This window comes from Niallia oryzisoli (assembly GCF_036670025.1).
GTDB lineage: Bacteria > Bacillota > Bacilli > Bacillales > Cytobacillaceae > Bacillus_BD > Bacillus_BD oryzisoli.
Genome location: NZ_CP137640.1, coordinates 3,676,090 through 3,701,450, shown reverse-complemented (window position 1 = coordinate 3,701,450; position 25,361 = coordinate 3,676,090). Strand labels below are relative to the sequence as shown.

Sequence of the window (25,361 nt, the reverse complement as noted above, 5' to 3'; positions counted from 1 at the left end):
TTTCATGAGTAAAATGAATGCAGGAATGTGGGCAGGAACCGTTTTATTGATTTTTAGCACCGTGTTTTTCATTCTGTCCTTTCAGTTCTCGTACTTGAGTGATGCAGGTCCCGGTCCAGGATTTTTTCCAATTTGGTTGAGCGGGTTGCTTATTCTTCTTTCTGTAATATATATTTCTGAGTCTTATCAAAAGCGAAATGAAAGTGAAGAAAAATGGCCGGAAAAAGCTGAATTAATAAATATATTATTACTTTTGATCGCTTTATTTGCATTTGTTTTACTATTTTTGTTGTTTGGCTTCTTTGTCGCCTGCTTTGCTTTCTTATTTGTATTGTTTTTCAAAGGATATAAATGGTATACGAATTTGATAATGTCGGCTGGTATCACGTTTATACTCTACTTCTTATTCAATGATTTACTAGGGGTACTTCTACCAATAGAAGGAATTTTATTTTAGGAGGCTATAGAATGGATTCACTCATCGCTTTATTACAAGGTTTTGAAACAGCTTTCACTTGGTGGAACCTTCTATATTGCTTTATTGGCGTAACAATAGGAATGCTAATAGGAGTTTTGCCTGGACTTGGACCAGTGGCAGGAACCGCTCTTTTAATACCTGTCACATTTGGCATGGAACCAGTATCTGCTATTATCATGCTTGCAGGAATCTATTACGGCGCCATGTATGGAGGAACCATCACATCGGTACTATTAAATGTACCAGGTGAGGCCGCTTCTCTTATTACCTGTATAGATGGTCATCAATTAGCGAAACAAGGTCGAGCAGGGGTAGCGCTAGGGGTGTCGGCAATCGGGTCGTTTATTGGTGGAATTGTTGCAGTATTAGCATTAACCTTTATTGGACCATCTTTAGCTAATTTTGCTTTGAAATTTGGACCACCTGAATTTTTTGCCATTATGATGCTTGCTTTACTAATGTTGGTAGCTTTAATGGGAAAATCATTAGTGAGAGGATTAATTGGAGCAGTCGTTGGTTTATTGATTGCCATGGTTGGGATGGATCCAATGTCTGGAGCAATTCGCTTCACTTTTGGACAACCGGAATTAATGGAAGGAATCGATTTCACAGTGGCAGCAATGGGACTGTTTGCTATCTCAGAAATCCTTATCAACGCTGAACGGTCTATGAAAATGGAGAAACCAGAAAAAATATCTGGACTTCTTCCGCAGCGTGGGGAATGGAAACCAACCCTCGCTTCAATTGGAAGAGGGACAGGAATTGGAATGCTGCTTGGATTGATACCGGGAGCAAATACAGTTATTTCTTCAATATTATCTTATTCGGCTGAAAAGAAAATTGCTAAGGATCCAAGCCGTTTTGGAAAAGGAGCCATTGAAGGAGTTGCAGGACCGGAAACAGCCAATAATGCTCATAGCGGTGCCGCTCTTATTCCCTTGTTTACCTTAGGTCTTCCAAGTTCGCCTGTTATGGCTATCATGTTGGGAGCTTTAGTCATGCATGGTTTAACTCCTGGACCAGCGTTATTCTCAAATAATCCAACGTTTGTCTGGGGTGTCATAGCCAGTATGTTTATTGGAAATGTGCTTCTATTGATTATGAATTTACCGCTAGCTGGTGTTTGGGCAAGAATTGCTTTGATTCCATATAAACTGCTGTTCCCACTAATTCTAGCACTAACATTGATTGGAACTTACAGTCTAAGAAGTAGCTTATTTGATGTTACCTTAATGATCATTTGTGGAATTATCGGTTATCTAATGAAGAAATTAGATATCCCTATTGCAGCTACTATCTTAACATTTGTGCTTGGTTCAGAAATTGAAAAATCATTAATACAATCACTTTCAATTTCTAAAAATGGTTTCATGATTTTCTTTGACAGACCAATTTCAGGTACAATTATGACTATTTCCATTATAGTCTTAGTAATTAGTATCCTAAGTGGAATTAAAAATAAAAGAGCTATGTTAGCCAGCGATGTTGAAATGTAACTTATTAATCTAATAGATATGCATATTGAAATTAATAAAAATCACAAATCCCAATTTTTTCTACCGTTTTGGTTAAATAGTTATGGATTTAGTAATTACTAGTTGGTAATTTATGTTATTAATTTTCTTACAATTTTGACTATTCGGATAGTTCTTTAGTTAATACACAAACATGGTAAAAAGTATCTTTGACGATTTATCTGGTCTGTCCCATAAGGTGTCAGACACCCTATGGACAGTCTTATCTGTTTTCTAGAAGAAAAGGAGAGGTTTTATATGTTAGCTAATAATAATTTACCTGAATTTGGTCCATTACAAGGTATAAAAGTATTGCATGCTGACCAAGTATTAGCGGGTCCGCACTGTGCACAATTATTTGCTGACTTTGGTGCAGATGTTATTTGGGTTGAGAATGCGGTAACACCGGACTTATCTCGTTTTGCAGGTACGATGCAAGCACCACAAGAGCGTCGGAATCAAAGAACGATCTCATTAAACATTCCTACACCTGAAGGAGAGGAAATCTTTTTAAAGCTAATTAAAGAAGTGGATATCTTTATTGAAGCGGCAAAGGGAGGACAATATGAAAAATGGGGATTAACTGATGAGCATTTATGGGAGATCAATCCACAGCTTGTCATCATTCATATTTCCGGTTTTGGTCAAACAGGGATAGACAAATATATCAAACGCCCTTCCTTCGATGCACTTGCCCAAGCATTTAGCGGCTATATGAGTGTCAATGGTTTTGCGGATCGTCCACCAATTGCTGCACAGCCTTTCACTGGAGATTATATGACAGGGGTTTATGCTGCTTTTGCAGGAATGGCTGCAGTATATCGTGCAAAAATGACAGGTGAAGGTGAAAGCATTGATGTTGCACAATATGAAGTCCTTCTACGTGCACAGTACTGGGCAACTGACTATTTAACTAGAGGGAAGGAATATGGAAGACAGGGAAATCACCATACAGATTTTGCGGCTGTTGGGCTGTATACATGTCAAGACGGGGAATATGTGTATGTCTTTTGGATGGGAGCAGGTACATTGAAAAAGGGTCTTCCATTATTAGGGATGGAATATGGGACTGATTTAATACCAGAAGGCACAGGCTCGATTAGATTAAATACACCTGCGGGGGATATGGTAGAAGAGAGATTAAAAGAATTTTGTCAAAGTAAACCAGCCAGTGAAGTGGAGGAAATCCTATTAGAAGCAGGCATTCCATGCAGCAAAATCATGGATTATCAAAGCCTATCAGAAGATCCACATGTACAGATTCGGGAAGTGTTCACTGAATGGGAAGATAACGAAGGAAATGTCATAAAAGGTGTAAATGTTGTTCCTAAATTTAAAAAGAATCCAGGAAGAACCTGGAGAGCGATGCCGGATATAGGAATGGATAATGAAGAGATTTTAACAGAGTTAGGTTACTCTAGTGAAGATATTAATCGATTTTACAAAAAAAGGACTGTAAGAAGGTCTAAAGAAAAGGAAAAACAAAATATATAACACAAGCTGCGTAGTTTTTTATTAATAGATTAATAAGTTTTATATACTTTTTAGGATTAAATAGGGGGTATTTATTATGAAGGTGACAGCAGCAGTTTTGAATGGAGTAAATGAAGATTACAAACTAGAGCAACTAACACTAGGGGAACTTCGTCCAGACGAAGTAGTTGTAAAAATGGTTGCATCAGGAATTTGTCATTCAGATGAGACAGTACGTCTGGGACATACGCCATATGCACTTCCTGCAGTTTTGGGCCATGAAGGTGCAGGGATAATTGAAGAAATTGGAAGCGCGGTCAAAAACTTTGCTGTAGGCGATCAGGTTGTGCTTGGTTACAATTATTGTGGTACATGTCCAGGTTGTCGTACCGGACATCCTTCTTCTTGTGATCATTGGGGAGTCTTGAATTTGAGCGGTGTTCGCGAAGATGGCAGCCATACCTTTATTAAAGAAGATGGAACACCAGTATCCAATTTATACACGCAAAGTTCTTTCTCCACGTATTCGATTGTAAATGTAAATAATTTAATTAAAGTAGATCCGGAAGTAGATTTACGATTAGTAGGACCTTTAGGATGCGGTTTTGTAACCGGCAGTGGAACAGTCATGAATGGATTAAAACCAAAAACTTCTTCCTCCATTGCCATATTTGGTACAGGTGCAGTTGGTCTTGGTGCACTAATGGCAGCTGTTATTGAAGGCTGTTCAAACGTAATTGCCATTGATATTCATGATTCTCGTTTAGAAATAGCAAAAGAACTAGGTGCAACACATACGATTAATAGTAGAACCGAAAATCTTGCTGAGCGTATTGCAGAAATTACTGGTGGTCAGGGAGTGAATTATTCTGTCGATACAACCGGGGTTTCAGATGTTATGAAAGCGTCCATTGATGTTTTAGGTGTTGGCGGTACTGCAGCACCTGTAGCAGTAACGCCAAACTCATTAGAAATGAATACGTTTATGGACTTAGTGCTAGGAAATCGTAAGCTAATCGGTGTCCTAATGGGCGATGCGATTCCACAGATTGCTATCCCGCAGCTTATTCAATATCATAAAGAAGGGAAATTCCCATTTGATAAATTAGTCAAGTTTTACAAATTTGAAGATATTAATCTAGCAGCTGCAGACTCAAATAGCGGAAAAACCATTAAACCAATTATAATAATCGATGAAACCTATCGTAAAGAAGAACCAATCGTATTTTAATTTGGATTTACTTTAATTAGTTTTGGTTCTAAACAACAAAATGCAATAAGCGATGGAAGGAAAAAGGCGTAGAGTTTTACTCCTCACCGACTCCAAAAGATGCAGAATGCCTGGAACGCATCCTATTGATAAACATTGTAACATATGTGGAAAGCCTTATGCCTAAATAAGGCACGTACGGTTTGATAAGGGGGAAGCCATATAAGTGGTTTCCCTTCTTTATTTTCCATAATTATCAGAAAGTAATCATACTCCCTGAACCGGTTATCTACTATATATTATTCACTTTTCGATCTGATCTCTCATCGTTTTAATAAAATCACGAGCTTGTGATGAAAAATTCCTCTTTTTAGATCGTACGATTCCATAAGTTAAATTAGCCTTTTCATAGTTGGTAAGTGGAATCGGAATGATTTCGCCATTTTTTACACTAGGATCATCTTTCATAATAATATCAGAAAGAAGTGTGACTGCTATTCCGCTTTGAACTGACTTTTTTAAGATTTCTGTATTATAGGTGTCGTAAAGGATTTTTAATGGCCCATATTGTTGGCTGATATTTTCATAAACATGTTTCGTACTGGAATATACGACATGATTCTGATCGAGCAATTCTTCAGGTGTAATACTATCTTTAAAGGCGAGTGGGGAATCCTTACTCACACATGCACATAGTCTTCCTTGGGATAAAGTATCAAAATAGAAGTTATTTTTGTATTGCGCAGCCCATTCAATCCAGTGCACTTCATTTAAAGAAATAAATCCGATATCCGTTTCATTTTGTTTTAAAATTTCTAAAATATTCAAATGCTCTTTTATCGTAATATCTACATTTGGGTATTTTTTTTGAAAGACTGGGATGGTGTCTGGCAGGTAAGTTAATAGTATACTTGGACTACTAACGATACTTAATTGATTGTTTGTACTATCATGATGGTTCTGGGTCTCTCTTTCCAATTCGATTAACTTTAAATAAACATCAAAGGCTTTATTAATCACTTTTTTTCCTTGATCCGTCGGTATAGTTCCTAATCTGGAGCGTTTAAATAATTGAACACTATATCTTTCTTCAAAACTAGTAATGGATTGGCTGATGGTAGATACTGATACATGAAGGTTTTCAGCTGCCTTGGAAATAGACCCCACCTTTGCTACTTCTACAATGTATTCAATTTGTTCAATATGCATGCTTCCACCTCTATCTTTCAGGGAATTTAAAGTAATATTCGGATTAATATACTTTACTTTGACTATTTTGAATTATATAATAAATATATAAAATTGTCGACAATCAACAACTATTATCTTATAAATAATTTATTAATATTGTCAGGCAAATTTTTTATATTCCAATTAGTGAAATCGATTTTAGATGAAAGAGAGGAGGATAACGTATGACAAAAGTTATTCATAAGCAAGTAGATCAAGAGGTACATGAAGGAAGTCAGCTCTTCCGTGAATTTCCATTTCCTTCTTATCAAGAGTGGAGGAAAGCAGCAGAGCAATCATTAAAAGGCGCCTCCTTTGAAGAGAAGCTTGTTTTGAAAACCTATGAAGAAATATTACTGCAACCCATGTATAGAAAAGAGGATATAGAGGGTCTATCGCATCTTTCTTCGCTGCCAGGAGCTGCCCCTTATGTACGTGGAACACGGGCATTAGGTTATCGAGAAAAAACCTGGGAGGTATGTCAAGAGCTTGTCTATAGTACCCCTTTAGAATTTAATGAGGCAGCTAAAAATGACCTGGAACGAGGTCAGACGATGCTAAACCTTGTACTCGATCAAGCCTCCTCCTTAGGACAGGATCCGAATCAGGCTTTACCTGAAAAAGTAGGTAAGGGAGGAGTATCAATTAGTTCCTTACAGGATCTAAATAAAGCCTTTGCCGGGATTGACCTTGAACAAACACCGCTTCTTATTCAGGCGGGTTGTGTAGGGTTACCAATTTATTGCATGGTTATTGAACATGCCCAACAGGCAGGAATGGATATTAACAAGCTGCGCGGATGTATAGGTATGGATCCGTTTGGAATGCTTGTAAAAGAAGGTGAGCTCCCGTTTTCTATGGAGAAAGCATATGATTTAATGGCCCACCTTACCCTTTGGGCGAAAGAAGAAACCCCAGGATTAAAGACGATTCTAGTACAGGGAGATCCTTATCATAATGCCGGAGCAAATGCTGTTCAAGAGTTAGCATTCTCTTTGGCTTCCGGTGTTGAATACATTCGGGAAATACGAAAAAGAGGGTTGTCAATTGAAGAAATTGCACCAAAAATCCTCTTTTCTTTCTCGATTGGCTCAAATTTCTTTATGGAAATTTCTAAGCTGCGTGCCGCTCGGTTACTTTGGTCTCAGATCATTGCTGCATTTGGCGGAGATGAAGAAGCACAGAAAATGACCATTCATGCCAGAACGTCTGCTTGGAACAAAACGAAGTATGATCCGTATGTCAATATTCTTCGTGGTACTTCGGAAGCCTTTGCAGCCATTATTGGCGGGGTTGATAGTCTTCATGTATCACCTTTTGATGAAGCGATTCGCCCCGCTGATGAATTTTCTCGACGGATTGCAAGAAATACGCAAATCATTTTGGAAAAAGAAGCTCACTTATCGAAAGTGGCCGATATATCCGGCGGCTCCTGGTACGTTGAATCTCTTACGGATGCTCTTGCTAAAAAGGCATGGATAGAATTCCAGTATATTGAAAGTGCAGGCGGTATGTTCAAGACACTTAACAGCGGTTATGTGCAAGCGGAGATCAAAGATATTTCAGACAAGCGGCTTAACAATATTGGTCTGCGTAAAGATAAATTTGTAGGAACAAATATGTATTCAAACTTGAGTGAACAAAAGCTTTCAGAGAATAAAGAGGACAGGCAATATGTTTATCAAACCCGATGTGTAGAGATAGGAAATAATCGAAGATCAAATGATAGAAGTAATAAGGAAGCAATGCTTAATAAATTGAGGATATCTAAAGGAGGAATCGTGCCTCTATCTCTGCAAGCCATCCAAGGTGGTGCCACTTTAAGCGAATGGATTCAGGCAATTAGCCAAACTGATGAGATTTCACCGACCATTCAAGCATTAAATATACACCGTGGAGCGGAACACTTTGAAGCTTTAAGGGTGAAGGCAGAAATCTATAAAGAAAGGAACGGTTCATATCCAAAAGTCTTTCTTGCGAATATGGGTCCACTTTCACAGCATAAACCGCGTGCTGATTTCTCAATTGGATTTTTCGAGGTTGGCGGGTTTGAAGTGATTTCAAATAACGGTTTTGAAACGGTTGATCAAGCAGTTCAGGCTGCCCTTACGTCTGGTACCTCCATCGTCGTAATCTGCTCGAATGACGCAGCTTATCCTGAAATAGTACCACAATTGGCACAAAAGCTTAAACAGGAAAATCCGGACATTATTCTTTTCGTAGCGGGTCTTCCAAATCCAGAACAAGCGGAACAATTCAAGCAAGCAGGTGTGGATGAATTTGTTCATATGCAATCGAATTGTTATGACATGCTGTTTGAGCTTCAACAGCGGAAAGGAGTTGGAATATGATTAGTAATCCGAATTTTACGGCCATTGATTATAAGGGAACATCTGTATCAGCTTTTACAGAGCAGATGGATATGGCTGCTTTAGACGATCATATATGGAAGACGATGGAACAGATTGATGTCAAGCCTTTATACGACAATAAAGACTTGACTGGGATCGAACATCTTGGGTATGTTGCCGGAATTGCTCCATTTTTACGCGGCCCATATCCGACTATGTATATTACAAAGCCATGGACCGTTCGTCAATATGCCGGCTTCTCTACGGCAGAGGAAAGCAATGCCTTCTATCGACGAAATCTGGCTGCAGGTCAGAAAGGGCTTTCGATTGCCTTTGACCTGGCTACACACCGCGGCTATGATTCCGATCACCCGCGTGTAGTAGGAGATGTAGGAAAAGCCGGTGTTGCAGTCGATTCGATTTTAGATATGAACATATTATTTGACGGCATTCCATTGGATCAAATGTCTGTTTCAATGACGATGAACGGAGCAGTTCTTCCTATTATGGCTTTCTACATCGTTGCTGCAGAGGAACAAGGAGTTCATCAATCACAACTGACCGGAACGATCCAAAATGATATTTTAAAAGAATATATGGTACGGAATACTTATATCTATCCACCTGAGGCTTCGATGCGGATCATTGCTGATATTTTTGCCTACACTTCACAGTATATGCCGAAGTTCAACAGCATTAGTATTTCCGGGTATCATATGCAGGAAGCGGGAGCGACTGCGGATATTGAATTAGGCTATACGTTGGCGGACGGATTGGAATATGTTCGGACAGGACTAAAAGCTGGTATCGATATCGATTCATTTGCACCTCGGCTGTCTTTCTTCTGGGCTATCGGGATGAATTATTTTATGGAAGTCGCAAAAATGCGTGCGGCACGGGTGATTTGGGCTAAACTCATCAAGCAGTTTAACCCAAAAAGTGAAAAATCAATGGCTTTAAGGACACATAGTCAAACCTCCGGCTGGAGTCTCACTGAGCAGGATCCTTTTAATAATGTGATAAGGACCTGCACGGAAGCCATGGCAGCCGCATTGGGTCATACTCAGTCGCTTCATACGAATGCACTGGACGAGGCGATTGCTCTTCCAACGGATTTTTCAGCCCGGATTGCCCGTAATACCCAACTATTTTTGCAGGATGAAACAGGGATTTGTAAGGTTGTCGATCCGTGGGGCGGGTCCTATTATGTGGAATCCCTTACTAAGGATCTGATAAACCGCGCCTGGGCACATATTCAAGAGGTTGAATCACTTGGTGGTATGGCAAAGGCGATTGAAACAGGCTTGCCGAAATTACGGATTGAGGAAGCAGCGGCCCGACGTCAGGCTCAAATTGATTCTGGTAAGGAATCAATCATCGGTGTCAATCAATACCGTTTAGAGCGGGAAGATCCGCTTGAAATTCTTGAAGTAGACAATACGGCTGTACGTGAGGCACAGCTTCAGAGATTGAGAGAATTGCGTGCAAACAGAGATGAAGCATTAGTGAAATCAACGCTTGATGCCATTACGAAGGCAGCTGAGACAGGGGAAGGAAATCTGTTAGCTTTAGCGATTGAAGCAGCAAGGGCGAGAGCAAGCCTTGGGGAAATTTCAGATGCATATGAAAAGGTAGCAGGCCGACATAAGGCTGTCATTCGTTCCATATCCGGAGTATACAGTGCGGAGTTTGGTGAAGACGAACAGGTTGAGCAAGTAAGAAAGATGGCGGACGAATTCGAAAAACGGGAAGGGAGACGCCCAAGGATCCTGATTGCCAAAATGGGACAGGACGGTCATGATCGCGGGTCAAAGGTTATTTCCACAGCATTCGCTGATTTGGGCTTTGATGTCGATATCGGTCCACTATTCCAAACTCCGGAGGAAACAGCCATGCAGGCTGTAGAAAATGATGTTCATGTAGTAGGTATGAGTTCGCTTGCTGCCGGTCATAAAACATTATTGCCACAGTTAATAGAAGAATTAAGAAAACTTGGCCGTGAAGATATTGTTGTGGTTATAGGCGGAGTGATTCCGGCACAGGATTATGAATTTTTAAAGCAGAATGGAGCATCAGCCATTTTTGGACCTGGTACAGTGATACCTGCCGCCGCACAAAAAGTATTGGAAGAGATCAACCGCCGTCTTGAGGAAGAGATCTGAGTATGGATAAAAAGTATAAAAAACCTGAATGGGTACCAGTAGATGGGGGAGCTGAATTCACTTCTCGAGTGGTAGAAGGGGTTATGGGGGAAGACTCTAAACGGAAAGAAAAGGTAAATCATGCATCACCACTACTTACACCACGACGGAATCGTTTATCGATTAGTGGCTATATCGATGGGGTACGTTCAAGGAACCGGACCATTATCGCCCAAACCATTACCTTGGTTGAAAGTAATAACCCAAAGCATATGGAAAAAGCTCAAGAAGTGTTGAAGCAGCTGCTTCCCTACACAGGAAAATCGATAAGAATCGGAATTACTGGTGTTCCTGGTGCTGGAAAAAGTACATTAATAGAAGCGTTGGGTACCATGCTTTGTGAGCAAGGACATCGAGTGGCAATTCTTGCTGTTGATCCGAGCAGTACGGTTACAAGAGGCAGCATTCTTGGGGACAAAACGAGGATGGAAATGCTGTCACGTCATCCCAATGCATTTATCCGGCCGTCGGCCTCAGGAGGAACCCTTGGTGGGCTAAATCGGAAAAGCAGGGAAACGATGCTTGTTTGTGAAGCAGCCGGCTTTGATGTCATTCTTGTAGAAACCGTAGGGGTCGGGCAAAGTGAAGTGACTGTACGTTCTATGGTCGACTTCTTTCTATTGGTCATGTTGACAGGCGGCGGTGACGAACTTCAAGGGATTAAAAAGGGTGTCATGGAGCTGGTTGATGCGATCCTTGTTAATAAGGCGGATGGAGATAATAAACAGCGTGCATTGACAGCAAAGTCTGAGTTTAATCGAATTCTGCATTATTTACAGCCCATAACAGAAGGTTGGAATCCCAAAGCCTATACATGTTCAGCATTAACGGGTGAGGGGATTTCTGATATTTGGCAGGTGATTCAAGAATTCCAGAACAAAACATCTGAATCAGGTGTATTTTGGAAGCGGCGCCGGAAGCAAACCATTGATTGGATGTACACGATGGTGGAAGATTATCTTCGGACAAGCTTCTTCAACGATTCAGATGTGAGCCGATCCATTCCGGAAATTGAAAAGGCATTGATAAACGGTGAAATGTCTGCCACCATGGCTGCAAAACAACTGTTGAAAACATATGAGAAAATTTTTAATTAAAGAGGAATCGATTAAGGTACGAAAACAAATCGAGTATATATAGAATTTTAAGGTGGGAGGGCGGATATTTCTTTCCCTCCAATCAATCTTGAAGAGCAAGGGGAGATAACATGTTTGCACTTATAAACCTTTTGGCGTTTATTGCTGTAGGTGGATATGCTGTTTATCTATTTGCTAATTTGCTATACAGTCGTTATTTGTTTATCAAGCTTGGTAAGAAAGCTGATTTTGAACCGAACCTCAAAGAACGAATCAATGGTGTATTAGTGAATGGTTTCGGTCAGTCCAAATTATTTAAAGATAAAAAAAGCGGTACGATGCATTTAATATTATTCTATGGATTTTTTATCATACAAATAGGACTTATCGAACTAATCATAAAGGGATTTATTAAAGGGTATGAATTTCCTTTTGGTGAAGCACATAAATACTTTAGTTTTTTACAGGAGTGGACTAACTTTCTGATGATGTTAGCAATTGTCTATGGCTGTTATCGACGTTATGGAGAGAAACTAAAAAGGTTACAGTGGAAAAGAGACGGAAAAGCACTTTTTGTCTATATTGCCTTATTCACGCTAACCTCGTCAATTCTCGTTGCATTAGGATTTGAAGCGGTAATGCTAGGTCATGAACCAAATCTCATTTATGCACCATTCTCAGGCCTAATTGCCTTATTATTCTCAGGGATTGGAATAACAGCAGCAACGGTATCGTTCTACGTATTCTGGTGGATTCACATGTTGACAGTCTTTTCATTTCTTGTGTTTGTACCACAGTCAAAGCAATTTCATGAGATATTTGCTATGATTAATATTTTCTTTAGAAAAACCGGTCCAGTTGGAAAGTTAAAGAAAGTAGATTTTGAAGATGAAACAGCTGAAGAGTTCGGTGTCGGGAAAATTGAGGATTTTACCCAACAGCAGTTGATAGATTTGTATGCATGTGCAGAGTGCGGAAGATGTACCAATATGTGCCCTGCTTCAGGAACGGGTAAAACACTTTCTCCGATGGATCTCATTGTACACATGCGAAATCATTTGACAGAAAAAGGTGCTGCAGTGACCTCTAGACAGCCATGGGCACCTGCTTTTATCTTCAAAAACTTAAAAGCTAATCAACTAGCTCTTGCTGGAGCTGGCTCTAGCGAAGCAGCAGCTACTCTTGAAAATGTAAGTTTAATAGGGGATGTTGTGACAGAAGAAGAAATTTGGGCCTGTACGACATGCCGTAACTGTGAAGATCAATGTCCTGTTATGAATGAGCATGTAGATAAAATCATTGACTTACGCCGTTACCTAGTTTTGACAGAAGGAAAAATGAATCCGGATGCTCAGCGCGCGATGACCAATATTGAACGTCAAGGAAATCCTTGGGGAATTAACCGTAAGGAACGGGCTAATTGGCGTGATTCGTTAGAGGAAGAAGTAATGATTCCAACCGCAAAAGAATTGAAAAAAGCAGGAGAAGAGTTTGATATTCTATTTTTTGTTGGATCAATGGGTTCCTATGATAACCGTAGTCAAAAAATAACGCAATCGTTTGTACGTCTATTAAATAAGGCTGGATTAAAAGTAGCCGTTCTAGGAAATGAAGAAAAGAACTCTGGAGATACACCACGTCGTCTTGGAAACGAGTTCTTATTCCAGGAATTGGCAACAGGTAATATTGAAACATTCAAAAAGTATGATGTTAAGAAAATTGTTACTATCGATCCACATGCTTTTAACACACTGAAAAATGAATATCCTGAGTTTGGTCTAGAAGCAGAAGTGTATCACCATACGGAGTTACTAGAAAAATTAATTAAAGAAGGAAAATTAACACCGAAGAACAGAATGGAAGAAGTGATTACGTATCATGATTCTTGTTATTTAGGTCGCTACAATAAGATATATGATGCACCTCGTGAAATTTTAAAATCCATTCCAGGAGTTAAATTAGTAGAGCCTGAAAGGCACCGTGAGAATTCCATGTGCTGTGGTGCCGGTGGTGGACGGATGTGGATGGAGGAAGATAAGGGAACCCGTATTAATTTGTCCAGAACCGAACAACTTCTTGAAACGAACGCCACCATGATTGGAACGGGCTGTCCTTATTGCTTGACCATGATCAATGATGGAACAAAGGCAAAAGAGGTGGACGGACAAGTCCAAACATTAGATGTGGTTGAAATCCTTGAAAAATCAGTATTTTAAAAGGTGTAAAGAGGAGAGATTATAGAATGATTATAGATATGGAAAATGTGTCTTTAATGAAAGATGGTAAATGGATTTTGAAAGACATTCATTGGAAGGTAGATAAAGGTGAAAGCTGGGTGGTATATGGTTTAAATGGTGCCGGGAAAACAGCACTGCTTAATACACTTTGTGCCTACAATTTTCCTACGAAAGGGAAAATGGAGGTATTGGGAAGAGAATTTGGCAAGGTAATGCTAGGTGAAGAGCTGCGCAAACAAATTGGTTTTGTTTCATCCAGTCTGCAGCAAAAATTTAATCTATCGTATAATTCTTTTGAAATTATTTTAAGCGGGGCCTATGCATCAATTGGATTATACGAAAAGCCGACACAGGAAATTAGAGAAAAGGCGATATCTTTATTGGAGCAGCTAGGCTGCATGCCATATGCTAACCGCAGCTATGGAACCTTGTCACAGGGAGAAAAACAACGTGTACTGATAGGTCGTGCTTTAATGGCCGAGCCGGGGCTGTTAATTTTAGACGAACCGACAAACGGATTAGATTTTGTTGCAAAAGAGCAGCTATTGGATACGATTGACAAAATAAGCAGAACTGAAAACGCACCGACCTTACTGTACGTTACCCATCATGTGGATGAAATTCTGCCTGTCTTCTCCCATACTCTGTTATTAAAAAAGGGAGAAGTATTTGCAACCGGTAAGACAAAGGATGTTTTGACCAGTGCTAGATTATCAGATTTCTTTCATTTAGATGTTGAAGTCTTATGGAATCACGATCGACCTGCGCTAGTACGGGCATAATAAAAAAGGGCTGTCCAAAAAAAGTGTCTGCACTTTTACTTTTCGGACAGCCCTATTCATTTAACCAAGCGCACATCTCAATATCTGTGAAAATAGGATCCTAATATGCGTAACAAATTATCATAGCGTGGAAGATACTCTCACTTAAAGATGATTCACAGAATTTCTATCTTTCAGAAAAATTAAAGTAATATTCAGAATAATCTAATTTACTTTAAGTATTATGAATCGTATAATAAAAACATAAAGTTGTCGACAATCAACGAAGAACAAAATAATAAAATGATAGTCGACAATCAACAAAAGGAGGAAGTTGAAATGGATTTTAGATTAACTGAAGAACAAAGAATGGTACAAAAAACAATAAGGGATTTCGTTAATAAGGAGTTAATTCCACTAGAAATGGACGTTCTAAAAAATGAGCGTGAAGGTAGACCGGGATTATCCAAAGAAAAATTAAAAGAGCTTCAATTGAAAGCAAAAAAGGCTGGGTTCTGGGGAATTAATACACCAGAAGAATACGGCGGTGCTAACCTCGATCCTATTACAAGTGCTATTATTACAATGGAGCAGTATAGAACATTTGTTCCGTTTGAATTTGGTGGACATGCCAATAATATTCTATACGCTTGTAACGAAGAACAAAAACAAAAATATCTTGTACCAGTTATAGAAGGTGATAAGGTTCCTTGTTTTGCTTTAACTGAACCAAGTGGTGGATCCGACCCACAAATGAACACAACTGCTGTAAAAGATGGGGACTATTATATCCTTAACGGTGAAAAAGTATTCATCACACGTGGTATGGAAGCTGATTTTGCAATCGTTTTCGCTTCTACTGATAAATCAAAAGGAAGAAGCGGCGGGGTGACAGCATTCCTTGTAGACCGCGAAATGGGTTTTAAATCTGAACCAATTCAAACAATGGGTGGGACATGGGAGCCTGCACAATTAATTTTTGATAATGTTCGTGTACCGAAAGAAAATATCATCGGTGAAGAAGGAAAAGGTTTTAAATATGCGATGATGTTCATCAATCATAACCGTGGTTGGGTGATTCCTGCACGAAGTGTTGGTGCTGCAGAAAGACTACTAGAAATGTGTATTGATTATGCGAATACTCGTGTTACTTTCGGAAAGCCAATCGGAACAAACCAAGCGATTCAATGGATGATAGCAGATTCTCAAACTGAAATAGAAGCAGCAAAATGGATCATGTTCCGTGCCGCATGGATGGCTGATCAAGAAGGTTCTTGGAACTCTGATAAAAATGATAGCATCAAATTTAGACATCAAGCTTCCATGGCAAAACTTTATGGGACGAACATGGTTAACCGTGTTGTGGACAGAGCTATTCAAATCCATGGCGGTATGGGCTTCACAAAAGAATTCCCTATTGAGCGCTGGTACCGTAATCTACGTGTTTGGAGAGTATATGAAGGTTCAGATGAAATGCTTCGCCGTACGATTGCAAAACATTTACTTGATGAACAAATCAAGCCAAGTGAGTTAATGCCTAGTATAAAGGACAGCGTTGTATATCAATAATCAATTGACAAGGTTTTACAATTTTTATTGGATGAAATTGTAAAACCTTCCGATTTTAAATCATTCACAATGATAGACATAGCGGGTTCTATTAGAAAGGGTAGATAAACAATGAAATTAGAATTAGATACGCTAAAGCCCTTACTAGATCCAAATAGCATTGCCATAATAGGAGCTTCCTCTGATTTAACCAAAATTGGAGGACTTCCTATTAAGAATTTAGTAGATTTTAACTATCAGGGAAGTATTTTTCCTGTCAATCCTAAATATAACGAAATCGCAGGTTTAACCTGCTATACCCATATCAATCAAATTCCTGCTGAAGTTGATTTAGCAATTATTATCTTGCCAAATTCTATGGTTTTACAAGCTGTTCGTGATTGTGGTGCACATGGGGTTAAGTCCGTTCTCATTATGAGTTCTGGTTTTTCCGAAATTGGGGATAAAGGGAGAAGAGATCAAGAAGAACTAACGAAAATAGCAAAAAACTATCAAATGAGAGTGTTAGGACCAAACACAGTTGGTATGTTTAACTTACACAAGGGAGCCATTGCCAATTTTGCGCTCACACCTTCTTTAGGAGAGGTTCCTAAAGGGAGAATTGGGATGGTCAGTCAAAGCGGAGCATTTTGCGGATACATCTATACACTAGCCGCCCAAAAACAAATTGGACTTAGTTATTTTATCGGCACTGGTAATGAAGCAGATATCGATGCAGCAGACTGCATTGCCTATTTAGCTCAAAATGAACATACAGACGTAATCGCTGTCTATTTAGAAGGCTGTAAAGACGGGAAAAAGTTAATAGCAGCATTAGAAATGGCCAAGAAAAATAAAAAACCGGTCATTATTCTAAAAACTGGTAAATCAGAAATTGGAAGTAAGGCGGCATTATCTCATACAGCCTCATTAGTTGGGGAGGATGCTTCCTATGATGCGATCTTCAACCAAGCTGGTGCCTATCGGGTAGAAAGTATTCAAGAATTATTAGATATTTCCTATGCATGTTCTTTTGGACGGCTCCCACAAGGAAAAAATATCGCCATTTTTACCGTGTCAGGTGGAGCAGGAATTATGATGGCAGATTATCTCGCGTTCCAAGATGTACATTTACCTATTCCTGATGAAAATGTAAGGAAAAAACTACTTCAACTTGTTCCGTTTGCATCTGTACAAAACCCAATTGATTTTACAGGACATTTAGTCAATAACCCGAAGATATTTGGGGAATTTTTGAGAGAAATACTAGATAACGGACATTATGATATGATTGTTACCTTTACAGGCATACAAGGTTATAAAAAAGAAGCTTTTGAGGAACTCTTATCTGCCATGAAAGACATCCAAAAAGAATACCCACATATTCCGCAGCTGCTGACAACTTTGTTTACACCAGAAACCAAAAAGAAGATACATGAAACGGGAATTCCTGTTTTTGATGATCCAATCACAATGGTTAAAGTAGCGAACGCCTTGTGCTATTTGGGCAATCATTTCGATCAATCTATAAAAGGTCAATTAAAATGGATAAAAAAGAATCTTAATTTCACATTATTTAAATCGAATATTTTGACGGAAGTACACAGTAAATCATTACTAAAACATTATGATATTCCCGTTACCATTGAAATGATGGCTAAAACAGAGGGAGAGGCCGTTAAAGTGGCTAATGAAATTGGATATCCTGTCGTATTAAAAGGTATGTCACCACAGATTTTACATAAAACAGATGCCAATCTTGTTCACTTAAATGTTACGAATGATGTGGATGTAATTCAATTATTTAGATACATTCGTCAAACGATTTCGCAGATACAGGATGCAGAATTTGAAGGTGTATTAGTTCAAGAGATGCTGGATCGTCCTGTTGCCGAAATGATTATAGGGTCAAATAACGATCCTCAATTTGGACCCATGGTTATGGTCGGTTTAGGGGGGATTTTTGTAGAGGCATTTAAACATGTTTCAATTAGAAAAGCACCTGTTGATAAAAACGAAGCATTAACGATGATTCAAGAGTTAAAAGGATCTTCCATTTTAAATGGATTAAGAGGGCAGCCTCCAGCAGATATCGAAGCACTTACTGAATTGATCACCTCCGTCAGTCACCTTGTTATAGACTATGCAGATGAAATCAAAGAGGTGGATTTAAACCCAGTGATGGTGTATCCAGCAGGTAATGGAGTTAAGACAGCTGATGCCTTAATTACATTGAATAAACAGGTATTAGAAAGTGTTAATTAAATTTACGGAATTTTTAAAAAATAATAAGATTTCATCGAAAGGAGAAATACAAAATGAATATTTTAGTGTTACTCAAGCAGACCTTTGATACTGAAGAAAAAATCGTCATTCAAGATGGTTTAATTAAAGAAGATGGTGTTGAATTTATCATTAATCCCTATGATGAATTTGCGGTTGAAGAGGCTGTTAAGTTAAAAGAAACACATGGTGGGGAGGTAACCGTGCTCACAGTAGGACCTGATCGTGCAGAGGATGCGCTCCGAACTGCTCTTGCGATGGGTGCTGACAAAGCTATTCTTGTTGAGGATGAGGATCTATTTGGAGATGAGTATAAAATTTCTAAAGTCATTGCTGCTGTAATCAAAAGAGATTCCTATGACATTATTATTGGTGGATATATGGCCGTGGATGATGGAGCAGCGCAAGTAGGGCCAAGACTAGCAGAGTTGTTAGATATTCCGCATATCATTACGGTTACTGGTCTAGAAATTGATGGAAGAACTGCAAAGGTTCAAAAGGATGTGGAAGGGGAGACGGAATTCATTGAAACATCATTACCGGTTCTCATTACAGCTCAACAAGGATTAAATGAGCCGCGTTATCCTTCTATACCAGGGATTATGAAAGCAAAGAAAAAGCCTCTAGAAAGACTTGAAGCGGATGATTTAGATATTGATGCTGATGATATCCCTTCAAAAACGGTTATTACAGAACAATATCTTCCTCCTAAAAAAGAGGCAGGAAAGGTATTAAGTGGTGAATTATCTGACCAAGTCAATGAATTAGTTCAATTACTATATAAAGAAGCAAAGGTAATATAAAAAGAAAGGGCTGATCAAAATGAGTAAAAATGTATTAGTTTTTGCTGAAACTCGAGATGGAAATATACGTAATGTAACTTTTGAAGCCATTGCCGCTGCAAAACAAGTCTCAGACGGAGGGAAAGTGATTGCTGCCGTATTTGGCAGTAACGCCCAAAACCATGTTAATCAGCTTGCCCAGCATGGCGCTAATGAGGTTTATGTTGTCCAAAATAGTCAATTAGACACTTATTCAACAGATGGTTATACACAAGCATTCACTCAAATCATTAATGAAATCCAGCCAGATGCAATCATCTTAGGACACACTTCTATTGGTAAGGATTTAGCTCCAAGAGTGGCTGCACGATTAGATTTAGGACTTATTTCAGATTGTACGGGTCTTGAGGTCAATGATTCCGATATTCAATTTATTCGTCCAATTTATGCAGGTAAAGCATTCCAAAAGAAGAAGGTTGCAGAAGGAACTATTTTTGCTACTATTCGTCCTAATAACATTGAGCCAAATGAAGCAGATACGAGTCTTACAGCTAATGTTATTCATTTCGATACCGAAATTACAAATATCCGCACAGTTATTAAAGATGTAATTCGACGAGCAACTCAAGGTGTGGATTTAACAGAAGCAAAAATTATCGTATCTGGCGGTCGTGGTGTCAAGAGCAAGGAAGGATTCCAGCCATTAAATGAATTAGCCGAAGTTTTAGGTGCAGCTGTTGGTGCATCGAGGGGAGCTTGCGATGCCAAGTTTTGCGATTACTCGATGCAAGTTGGACAAACCGGCAAAGTGGTGACACCTGATCTGTATATTGCTTGTGGAATTTCAGGAGCAATTCAGCATGTTGCAGGTATGAGTAATTCAAAAATCATCGTTGCTATCAATAAGGATCCAGAAGCGCCAATTTTCCAGATTGCAGATTATGGAATTGTTGGTGATTTGTTTGAAGTGGTTCCAATGCTGACAGAGGAATTAAAAAATCTATTAGCAGAGGCCCATGCTATTTAAACATTTTGAATAGAATCTTCAACAGTAGATTGGCAATAAACTATTTCTTATTGTCAATTTTCTGTTTGCATTTTGCAATCCTCTTATCATAAGGAAGAAGGGGAGAATGGTTGTATAAAAAAATTTGTACGGTATCCTTTCTTTTTACTTTTATATTTTATTTATTAAGTATACCGTTTCCATCTACTTTGATTTCTGTCATTTTAACAATATTTTCATTCCTTTGTATGATACTCTCTTTACCAAGATTGAGAGGGATCATGTTATCTATTTTATTGATATTTTTATTGTTTGGTATTGTTATTACGATTATTGAAGAAAAGAATTTTATATACCAAATGGTTTATTTTACTAATACGGCTGATGTCATTACTCTTATCGCATTAGTACCCTTACTAACATTACCTGTGAAGCTATCCGGTTACGCCTCATCAATTGAACAATTGTCATTGAAAAAAATTAAAAAATCAAGCCAGTTTTTTTCTTTTACTCAAGTATTAGCTTTTATTACAGGGAGTGTCATTCATATGGCTGCCATGAACATGACACATACTTTAGTGAAAGAATCTAGTGTGAAGTTGAGCATTCCTGATAAATATATGGGAATTGCTATTATACAAGGATATTCATTGTCCATGCTTTTTAGTCCACTGAGTATTGGTTTTTCACAAATGGTCGATCATACTGAGGCAAAGTTCATACCTGCTTTTTTATTTGGTTTATGTCTTTCTGTATTAGGTCTTATACTTGGGCAGTTATTAGACCGTAAACGATTGAATTATATTCCTGTTCAACTACAAAATAGTATGGGGAATGACATCTCATATAAATCTATCATGTGGTTATGTATTCCAATCACGATCTATGTTATAAGTATCATACTCCTTAATGAAAACTTAAATGTAAGTTTAATCTACTTAACTTCTATACTATCCATTCCATTTTCATACGTATGGAGTGTTCTATTGAAGAAACGGAATGAATATTTCCAAGAGGTTTCTTCTTATATTCAAAATGAATTAGTTAATCTGTTTGGGATGTTTGCCCTGCTATTAAGTGCGGGTTATTTCGTAGGAGTACTAGAGTCTTCACAATTATTTGAATTCATAACGAACGGACTCATATGGTTATCCAATAACCTTAATCCTAGTTTGCTGGTTAGTGTATTCATGCTGGTTGTGATTCTGTTTTCAATGATGGGAATGCATCCTCTAATCGCATATATTATTGTGTTGCATATTGTGGATCCTTCAACTATTGGGATACATCCAGTTATATGGGGTGGTTCGTTGATGACGGCAATGGTCATCGGGATTATGGTTTGTCCTTTTAATGGTTCAACATCCATTATATCCAGTTTTACTGGCTCTTCTTCCCTTCAAGTTGCCAAATGGAATACCGTTTTTGGCATATATTATTTTCTTTTAGTTAGTTTGATTGTATTTACTGCAGTTAAATTTTCTTAGGTTAGTGAAAAGGAGGGCACTTACCCTTTTTGTTTATCGCCAATACCATTTAAAGAGTAGGTTCAATTAATTCAAATATAGGTCACGGAATGAATTATACTTTAAAATTTCAGAATTATATGATATTATTAATGTCGACAATCAACAATAGTTGAATTACATTACAAAGGAGGAATTTTTTTGGGAGCTCTTAATGGATTAAGAATAATTGATTTGTCACAGATTATGGCTGGACCATACTGTACGATGGTTTTAGCTGATTTTGGTGCAGAGGTTATTAAAGTTGAAAAGGTAAATGGCGGCGATGATACACGCCTCACAGGACCATTTGTTAATGGCGAATCCGTCAGTTTTTTTCAAATAAACCGAAATAAAAAAAGCATTGCGTTAAATCTTAAAACAGAAGAAGGAAAGGAAATCTTCTTCCGATTAGTAAAAGAGGCAGATGTCGTCGTTGAAAATTTTCGTCCAGGTGTAACAGCTTCGCTAGGGATAGACTATCATTCAATTAAAAACGTAAACAAGGGGATTATTTATTGCTCCATTTCTGGATTTGGTCAAACAGGTCCTTATTCTCATAAAGGCGGTTTCGATTTAGTTGCTCAAGGGATGACGGGACTGATGAGTATGACGGGTGAAAAAGGGAAAAGGCCTTTTAAGTCAGGGGTTGCCGTGTATGATATGGGGGCAGGAATTACGGCTGTATACTCAATCCTGGCTGCATACATTCATAAAATAAATACTGGTCAAGGACAACATATTGATTTGTCGTTAGCTGAAATAGGTTTACCTTGGTTTGCCTGGGAATCTGCCCACTATTTTACAAACGGAACAGTACCTGAGGCAACTGGACATCGTCATCGTTCCTTAGCTCCATATCAAGCTTTTAAAACGAAAGATTCTTATCTCATGTTAGGATGTGCAAACCAGCGAAATTGGGAAAAATTCTGTACAGATGTAATTATGAAACCAGATTGGATTAAAAACCCCCTTTACATGGATAATACAAAGAGAATGGAAAATATCGAGCTTTTGGAGAGCGAAATCGAAAACATTCTAGTCCTTCAAAATAATACTTATTGGTTAACTCGCTGTGAAAATGCTGGGGTTCCTGCAGGACCGATTAATCGTTTTGATGAAGCTATGCAGGATCCGCATTATTTAGAAAGAGGTATGATTCAGGAAATCAAACATCCGGTTATTGGAAAAATGAAAACAATCGGTATTCCAACCGTCTTGTCAGAAACGCCAGGAGAAATTCGTACACCAGCTCCATTATTAGGACAGCATACTGATCAGATTCTTTCAACTTTGAATTTTTCAAAAGAGGAAATAAGGAGTCTTGAGAAAAAAGGGGTAACAAAAAGTTCATCCCATCTGATTTCAGCATTAATGAAATGAAGATTTTACTAGAGAAAGAAGATGAAGGAACAAAAAATCTCTTTCATGAAGGTATTTAATTATTTAAATATTCTTTAAATTATCCATTAAATTTTAGTTGAATACTTGACAAGTATATTCATAGTGTATAGAATTATTACAATATTATGAAAATTTAAACAATAGTATTTCTAGATAAATTTACTATATGTTAATATTTTCAATTATTAATAACGCTTTCAAAATTATTATCTGAAAGTGTTCAACAAAAATTTAAAAAAGGTAGATTAATAAGAGAGTGGGAGGGAATAAATTTATATAAATATTTTATAAATTATTGCATTTAAAAATTGTCGACAATCAACATTAAAGAAAAGGATTTTAATGAGAATGAAAGGAAGTTTGATAAATGAGATCAGAAATTATGTCTTTATCTAGAGGAATAGATGTGAATTCATTTCCATATCAGCTTTTCCAAAAAGCGAAACAGTTTGGCACATGGAATCCAAGTGACATTGATTTTTCACAGGATAAAGAAGATTGGAAGAGATTATCTCCTGAACAGAAACAGAGTTTGAAGCTCCGTGTATCCAGATTTATTATTGGAGAAGAATCGGTCACCATGGATATCCTTCCCATGATCATGACAGTGGCTAAAAAAGGATGGCTTGAAGAGGAAATGTTTTTAACCTCCTTTATCTTTGAAGAAGCCAAACATGTGGAATTCTTTAATATTTTCTTAAAGGAAATTGGTGAAATGGGGGATCTTTCGTTTTCAAATGAGGATCACAAGAAAATTTGGTTCGAAATGCTGCCTAGTACCATGAATCGCCTTTTGACTGATCCTTCACCACAAAATATAGCAGAAGCAGCTGCGATGTATAACCTTTTCCTTGAAGGAGTTCAAGCTAAGACATCCTATTATTTGATGTATGAAGGCGTTCGGAAAATGAACATCATGCCAGGGCTGATGGAAGGAATTGATAAATTAAAAACAGATGAATCCCGTCATATTTCTTTTGGTATCTATATTTTACAGCGCTTGATTCGAGAAGAGCCCGAATTATACGATTTTGTGGAGAATAAACTTCGTAATGAATGGTGGCCATACGCAGAAGGCGCATGGAGTTCAAATGCTCTTGATGATAGTGCCACTGATGGGTTCGGGATGAAAATCTCCGATATTTTAGAATATGCTAGAAATGAAATGAATGTCCGATTAAGTATTTTAAAAAAGGCAACTGAAACAGAACTATTAAATATGACAAAATAATTAATAACTATAGATAAAATAATCGTGGAAAAGATAAATACTTTTCTAAACAATATTTAAAAATGTCGACAATCAACAATAATTTAATCGTAAGCAAATAAAATAAAGGCTATTTCCTCTTTTAACAGTTAAGAAGTTAGAATACAAAACTTATAAAAGGATGGATAACTATGAGAACAGAAATTGTATCTTTATCAAAAGGAATTAACAAGGAATCATTTCCGTACCAGTTATTTCAAACGGCTAAAAAATTTGGAATTTGGAACCCAAGTGATATTGACTTTTCACAGGATAAAGAGGATTGGAAAAAGTTATCACCTGAAACACAAGAAACAATCAAAATAAAAGTTTCAAGACATTTAGTCGGAGAAGAAGCCGTTACAATGGATATTCTGCCAATGATTATGGCCTGTGCAAAAAAGGGTTGGCTTGAAGAAGAAATGTATTTGACGACATTTGTTTTTGAAGAAGCGAAGCATGTTGAAATGTTTAGACTTTTTATGGACGCAATTGGTGAACCTGGGGATATTAATTATTCATCTGGTTTACATCGAGAAACTTGGTTTGAAACATTACCAACTATCATGAACCGCTTAATAAATGATGCCACCCCACAAAACATGGCAGAAGCTGCAGCAATCTATAATATTTATCAAGAAGGAATCCAAGCAGAAACAAGTTATCACACTTTTACTAGTTTTTGTAAGAAAAACAATGTACTGCCTGGTTTACTTGAAGGGATCCGTAATTTACAGCATGACGAATCACGCCATATTTCCTTTGGTAATCATATTTTACATCGTTTAATCACAGAAGAGGATCCAGAAATCTATCATTTTGTTGAAAACAAAATAAGAAATGAATGGTGGCCAATCACTGAATACACATGGGGCACTCTCGCACAAAATGGAGGAACAGATGGATTAGGAATGAAAATCTCTGATATGTTAGCATTTGCAAGAAAGCAGTTAGAGGTTCGTTTATCGATTCTCAAGAAGTCTTATGATGCCAGCCCATTAAGGGAAAAAGCACAACTATAGTTAGTAGTATAGTTCTAAATATAGAGCCTTG

At 37.9% G+C, this 25,361-nt stretch carries 18 protein-coding genes; 17 read left to right on the top strand and 1 reads right to left on the bottom strand.

All coding sequences use genetic code 11. The features are described 5' to 3' along the window. Nucleotides 1–4 precede the first annotated feature (4 nt). The 4 genes from R4Z09_RS18630 to R4Z09_RS18615 all read left to right on the top strand — a co-directional run bounded on the left by R4Z09_RS18630 (nucleotide 5) and on the right by R4Z09_RS18615 (nucleotide 4,696). Nucleotides 5–457 (top strand): tripartite tricarboxylate transporter TctB family protein, encoded by a 453-nt coding sequence (locus R4Z09_RS18630; protein WP_338448248.1) that lies wholly within the window; start codon nucleotides 5–7, stop codon nucleotides 455–457. 11 nt (nucleotides 458–468) lie between these two features. After that, entirely contained in the window at nucleotides 469–1,974 is a 1,506-nt protein-coding gene (locus R4Z09_RS18625; RefSeq protein ID WP_338448247.1) for a tripartite tricarboxylate transporter permease, read from the top strand. Nucleotides 1,975–2,250: 276 nt separating this feature from the next. Then, nucleotides 2,251–3,486, top strand: a complete 1,236-nt coding sequence (gene caiB, locus R4Z09_RS18620) for an L-carnitine CoA-transferase (RefSeq protein ID WP_338448246.1) — start codon at nucleotides 2,251–2,253, stop codon at nucleotides 3,484–3,486. A 76-nt stretch (nucleotides 3,487–3,562) separates the two neighbouring features. Further along, nucleotides 3,563–4,696: an NAD(P)-dependent alcohol dehydrogenase gene (locus R4Z09_RS18615; RefSeq protein ID WP_338448245.1), complete on the top strand. Its 1,134-nt coding sequence runs from the start codon at nucleotides 3,563–3,565 to the stop codon at nucleotides 4,694–4,696. Nucleotides 4,697–4,978: 282 nt separating this feature from the next. Here the strand turns inward: R4Z09_RS18615 and R4Z09_RS18610 are convergent, their stop codons facing one another. Beyond that, on the bottom strand, nucleotides 4,979–5,884 hold the full coding sequence (locus R4Z09_RS18610; protein WP_338448244.1) for a LysR family transcriptional regulator: 906 nt from the start codon (nucleotides 5,882–5,884) through the stop codon (nucleotides 4,979–4,981). Nucleotides 5,885–6,090: 206 nt separating this feature from the next. Here R4Z09_RS18610 and R4Z09_RS18605 point away from each other — a divergent pair, with 206 nt between their 5' ends. From R4Z09_RS18605 to R4Z09_RS18545, 13 genes are all read left to right on the top strand, one after another. Next, nucleotides 6,091–8,256, top strand: coding sequence for a methylmalonyl-CoA mutase family protein (locus tag R4Z09_RS18605; RefSeq protein WP_338448243.1), 2,166 nt, complete (start codon nucleotides 6,091–6,093; stop codon nucleotides 8,254–8,256). Further along, on the top strand, nucleotides 8,253–10,418 hold the full coding sequence (gene scpA / locus R4Z09_RS18600) for a methylmalonyl-CoA mutase (protein ID WP_338448242.1): 2,166 nt from the start codon (nucleotides 8,253–8,255) through the stop codon (nucleotides 10,416–10,418). Before R4Z09_RS18605 ends, scpA begins: the two co-directional genes overlap by 4 nt. Before the next feature lie 2 nt (nucleotides 10,419–10,420). Continuing rightward, nucleotides 10,421–11,554, top strand: a complete 1,134-nt coding sequence (meaB, locus tag R4Z09_RS18595; RefSeq protein ID WP_338448241.1) for a methylmalonyl Co-A mutase-associated GTPase MeaB — start codon at nucleotides 10,421–10,423, stop codon at nucleotides 11,552–11,554. 110 nt (nucleotides 11,555–11,664) lie between these two features. Beyond that, nucleotides 11,665–13,749: a (Fe-S)-binding protein gene (locus R4Z09_RS18590; protein ID WP_338448240.1), complete on the top strand. Its 2,085-nt coding sequence runs from the start codon at nucleotides 11,665–11,667 to the stop codon at nucleotides 13,747–13,749. A 26-nt stretch (nucleotides 13,750–13,775) separates the two neighbouring features. Beyond that, nucleotides 13,776–14,552 (top strand): ABC transporter ATP-binding protein, encoded by a 777-nt coding sequence (locus R4Z09_RS18585; protein ID WP_338448239.1) that lies wholly within the window; start codon nucleotides 13,776–13,778, stop codon nucleotides 14,550–14,552. 318 nt (nucleotides 14,553–14,870) lie between these two features. Beyond that, nucleotides 14,871–16,100, top strand: coding sequence for an acyl-CoA dehydrogenase family protein (locus R4Z09_RS18580; RefSeq protein WP_338448238.1), 1,230 nt, complete (start codon nucleotides 14,871–14,873; stop codon nucleotides 16,098–16,100). Nucleotides 16,101–16,211: 111 nt separating this feature from the next. Beyond that, entirely contained in the window at nucleotides 16,212–18,344 is a 2,133-nt protein-coding gene (locus R4Z09_RS18575; protein ID WP_338448237.1) for an acetate--CoA ligase family protein, read from the top strand. Between the two features lie 53 nt (nucleotides 18,345–18,397). After that, nucleotides 18,398–19,165: an electron transfer flavoprotein subunit beta/FixA family protein gene (locus tag R4Z09_RS18570; RefSeq protein WP_338448236.1), complete on the top strand. Its 768-nt coding sequence runs from the start codon at nucleotides 18,398–18,400 to the stop codon at nucleotides 19,163–19,165. Nucleotides 19,166–19,184: 19 nt separating this feature from the next. Further along, a complete protein-coding gene (locus R4Z09_RS18565) occupies nucleotides 19,185–20,171 on the top strand; it encodes an electron transfer flavoprotein subunit alpha/FixB family protein (protein WP_338448235.1) in 987 nt (328 codons plus the stop codon). A gap of 260 nt (nucleotides 20,172–20,431) precedes the next feature. Then, the gene (locus tag R4Z09_RS18560; protein ID WP_338448234.1) at nucleotides 20,432–21,637 is read left to right on the top strand and encodes a hypothetical protein; all 1,206 of its coding nucleotides are present in this window, start codon (nucleotides 20,432–20,434) and stop codon (nucleotides 21,635–21,637) included. Between the two features lie 180 nt (nucleotides 21,638–21,817). Next, entirely contained in the window at nucleotides 21,818–23,038 is a 1,221-nt protein-coding gene (locus tag R4Z09_RS18555; RefSeq protein ID WP_338448233.1) for a CoA transferase, read from the top strand. Nucleotides 23,039–23,426: 388 nt separating this feature from the next. Further along, entirely contained in the window at nucleotides 23,427–24,290 is an 864-nt protein-coding gene (locus R4Z09_RS18550) for a R2-like ligand-binding oxidase (protein WP_338448232.1), read from the top strand. Between the two features lie 170 nt (nucleotides 24,291–24,460). Further along, complete coding sequence (locus tag R4Z09_RS18545; RefSeq protein WP_338448231.1) at nucleotides 24,461–25,330, top strand: R2-like ligand-binding oxidase; 870 nt, start codon at nucleotides 24,461–24,463, stop codon at nucleotides 25,328–25,330. Nucleotides 25,331–25,361: the final 31 nt, after the last annotated feature.